This window comes from Seonamhaeicola sp. NFXS20 (assembly GCF_049132085.1).
Classification (GTDB): Bacteria; Bacteroidota; Bacteroidia; order Flavobacteriales; family Flavobacteriaceae; genus Seonamhaeicola.
This window is the reverse complement of sequence record NZ_JAFMPU010000028.1, coordinates 1-3,205: the sequence shown is the minus strand read 5'-3', so window position 1 is coordinate 3,205 and position 3,205 is coordinate 1. Positions and strand designations below refer to the sequence as shown.

Sequence of the window (3,205 nt, the reverse complement as noted above, 5' to 3'; positions counted from 1 at the left end):
GGCCATTATAGCATCGTTTTCTGCTCCATCCGTTAGGTAAGCGGCAAAAACTTCAGGCGGTACTTCCAAACGAAAAATGTTACTTGCTTTTCCTATTTTGATAAACATTTCGGTATACTTTCGTTCACCAACTAGGTTATTTCTAATGGAACGCAATTGATTTAAATCATGTTCAGAGAGATTAAACCGTTTTTGGAGTGCATCATACCCTTTTTCATTTCGAAGACTATAAATCACCTGCGTATTCTCTAAAATACTAGCAGCGGTTGAATTATTTGGTAGTTGATTGATGGATTGCAAAATAATTCCAATCGCCCCATTCTGCTTTCGAATGGCTTGATAATAGAATTCCACACTTTCCAAAACATTATCAAACTTCAACTGTTTGGCAAACTCATCAAATAAAATAATACCTCTTTCTGAGCGGTTCCGCCAAATGGTTCTTTGTATAGCAGACTTAATGAGTTTAAGCATCACAGACAAGATTTCTTTATTGTCCCGAACCTCGTCCAGTTCAAAAACAATCATCCGTTTATCCTCTATTTTATAAGTTTGATCTTCGCCAACATTAAACAAAAAGCTATAGAGCCCTCCTTCAACATATTCCGACATGATATGCAGAAAATTATAGATACTAAAATGTGCTTCTTGAATACCTAAGTTTTGCATTAAATTTTCTCTATGCTGATCTACAAAATGATAAAGGGAAGCCAACGAATGTGCTTTTCTAACTTTACTGTAATAATGCAACAACACTTTTTTCATGGCCACTTCCTTCCCTTTAGAAACTGTTTCCCCTTCAGCCAAAAGTTCTAGTAAAAAAATGGCAAGATCTTCTAATCGTTCTGGTGTTAAATCGGCATCATCAGCAATGTAAAAAGGGTTAATACCTAGATTTTTCCCTTGCTCGTAGCGTAATATGACATGATCTCTGGGGTAGAGTTTGGCAAACTTAGCATAAGACCCTCCTAAATCGATGATTACTAGACGCACATTGTCTTCAAAGTATTGCCGTAGAATGTTATTTGCTAAAAATGACTTTCCTTCACCTGTAGGCGCAAAAATGGCAAAGTTCCTAGCCTTAATGCGTTTCTTGTTTTCATCCCATACATCTTTAAGAATGGGAATATTATGTTGTCTATCATTGAAAATAATTCCTGTAGCATCAGAAGTGTAATTGCTGTTATTAATCCATAAACACAGGGCATGTTTAAGGTCTGTCACATATAGATCTTCATCAGAAAAATTAGAAGCAAAGCAAGGATATGAATTCAGAAAATAATGCTTACGCTCTTCCCCTTTTGGAAAATACGGTAAAATATCCAATTCTTTGAATTCTGCTTTAATTTTGGAAGCAATACTATCCAATCTTTCCGCCTTGTTTGCCCAATACACTACATTAAAATGTCCTCGAACAATACGCGCACTATCGTCCTCATTGATCCGATTAACAATTTCCCGAATTTTATTTAAGACAACTTTATTCTGTGTTCCAAAATTGGAACTTTTAGAAAGTGCTTCTATTTTTTTCTCTAGAAGTTTTCGCCACTTATGCTTATCATCGAGATAAAGAATATGATTAACCATATGGTTTTCATGAAGATTGAGCCCCAGCCCATCAATAAACCCCTGATGAAAACTAAAATCATCTGAAGTGAATTTGTCATTGATTTTACTAGTTTGAATAGACTCTCCATAACATAATTCGCTATTGACAGCTAACATATCAAAATGAAAATCACCTATAGTAACCCCCTTTTTATCTAAACAAATATCTGTATCACCCCCCTCATTAAAACCATTAAAGTACGAATGGGTCAATTTTAAAATAGCATCCTCATGAATAGGTGTGATACATATTTTACGACCATTATTTATAAATGATACCGCATCGTGAACTACTTGTATAAATTCATGCACCTGATAATCTAACTTCTTATGAATACCATTTTCAACTTTCTTAAAGGGATTAACATATTTACCAGCTTTAAGCGCTTTGTCTAAAGGAAGCATAAAAAACAGATAGCTTTTATGGTTTATAAATTCCCTGTTCTTAAAGTAGTCATGCGTTGCTTTTTGAAGAAACGTTTTGTTTGGAATATTCTCAGCAGTATACTTGCTTTTTTTATAAACATCCTGTTTATGAATAACCGTTCCCGAAGGCATCGATTTAAAAGCCTGAAACCAGATACCATGCAACTGTTCAAAATCATTTTCTGAAAGCGAATATATTTCTGGAAGCGTAACTTCATAACTCAATACCACATTACCATTGGAAGCAAACACCACATGGTCTTCTATATTTAAAATAGGATGGTATGCCGAAAAATTAATTGGCTTCATAATTCAATTGACTTTGTTTTTTATTACTTATATATCTTGGAAAGACCTTTTGTAACCGAAACAGCCCTGAGTGGTTTGAAAGCCTGGATAAAAGCATATATAGGAACACATTCCAAAGTAAGACCAATACAATTGCACTTAGGCTAAAAGAAAAAATAATAACCAGCAGCGAAGCAATAACAGAAATCATTTGCAATGCAAAAAAGGATAAAGGAAGCCCAAATATCATGGCTTGTTTCCGAATGTTTTTATAAGGAGTAAATCTTTTCATTACACCACAATACCTATCAAATACGTGAAAATACCTACCACAGCTCCAGCTATGAGTACAAAAACGAGTACTCGGGTGATGCCCTTTTTCAGGTCTGCATTTTCTCCAAAGAAATGCCCCGCATTGAAAAGAAACCCGACTAAAAAGATAACACCGAGAATAATAGGAAAGATCGACCGAATAGTATCAGAAATATCATTAACAGAATCTTCAATACCTCCAATTTGGGCAAAAAGAGCATTTGAAACCAGAAATAATAACAGCGTGAAATAAGTTGCTTTTTTCATATCAAAAAATGAATTTAAAATGGGTTTGATTTTGATACTCAAAAGTTACTACAAGAAGCAATTCAATCCGCTATACACCAGATATTTGTGAATAAAATATTATTTAAAACTGATTACTATTATATAATAATAAGGTAGCTTAATGTTAATTATGAAATGGAAAAGGCATGTTGATAAGTCAAAAATTGAGAAAAAGTCAAAGTACTTAAACCGTTAGCAGGGAGCCTATTTCACCTAAATCCTTTGTTTTAAGTTTAACCTATTTTAGGCGTTAGATCATCCAAAAAGTTAGTAATAATTATAA

2 protein-coding genes are annotated in these 3,205 nt (G+C 33.9%); both read right to left on the bottom strand.

Annotated elements, in window-relative coordinates; translation table 11 throughout:
• A partial coding sequence (locus J1D01_RS17250; protein ID WP_421151748.1) for a TraG family conjugative transposon ATPase occupies positions 1-2,343 on the bottom strand: 2,343 nt, incomplete at its 3' end.
• 270 nt (positions 2,344-2,613) lie between these two features.
• Positions 2,614-2,901 carry a hypothetical protein gene (locus J1D01_RS17245; protein WP_421151747.1) on the bottom strand — a complete coding sequence of 96 codons (288 nt, stop codon included), beginning with the start codon at positions 2,899-2,901 and terminating at the stop codon, positions 2,614-2,616.
• Positions 2,902-3,205: the final 304 nt, after the last annotated feature.

Bases quoted from the DNA above. Each gene is read 5' to 3' on its own strand.
- J1D01_RS17245 (WP_421151747.1), bottom strand. From the start codon at position 2,901: ATGAAAAAAGCAACTTATTTCACGCTGTTATTATTTCTGGTTTCAAAT.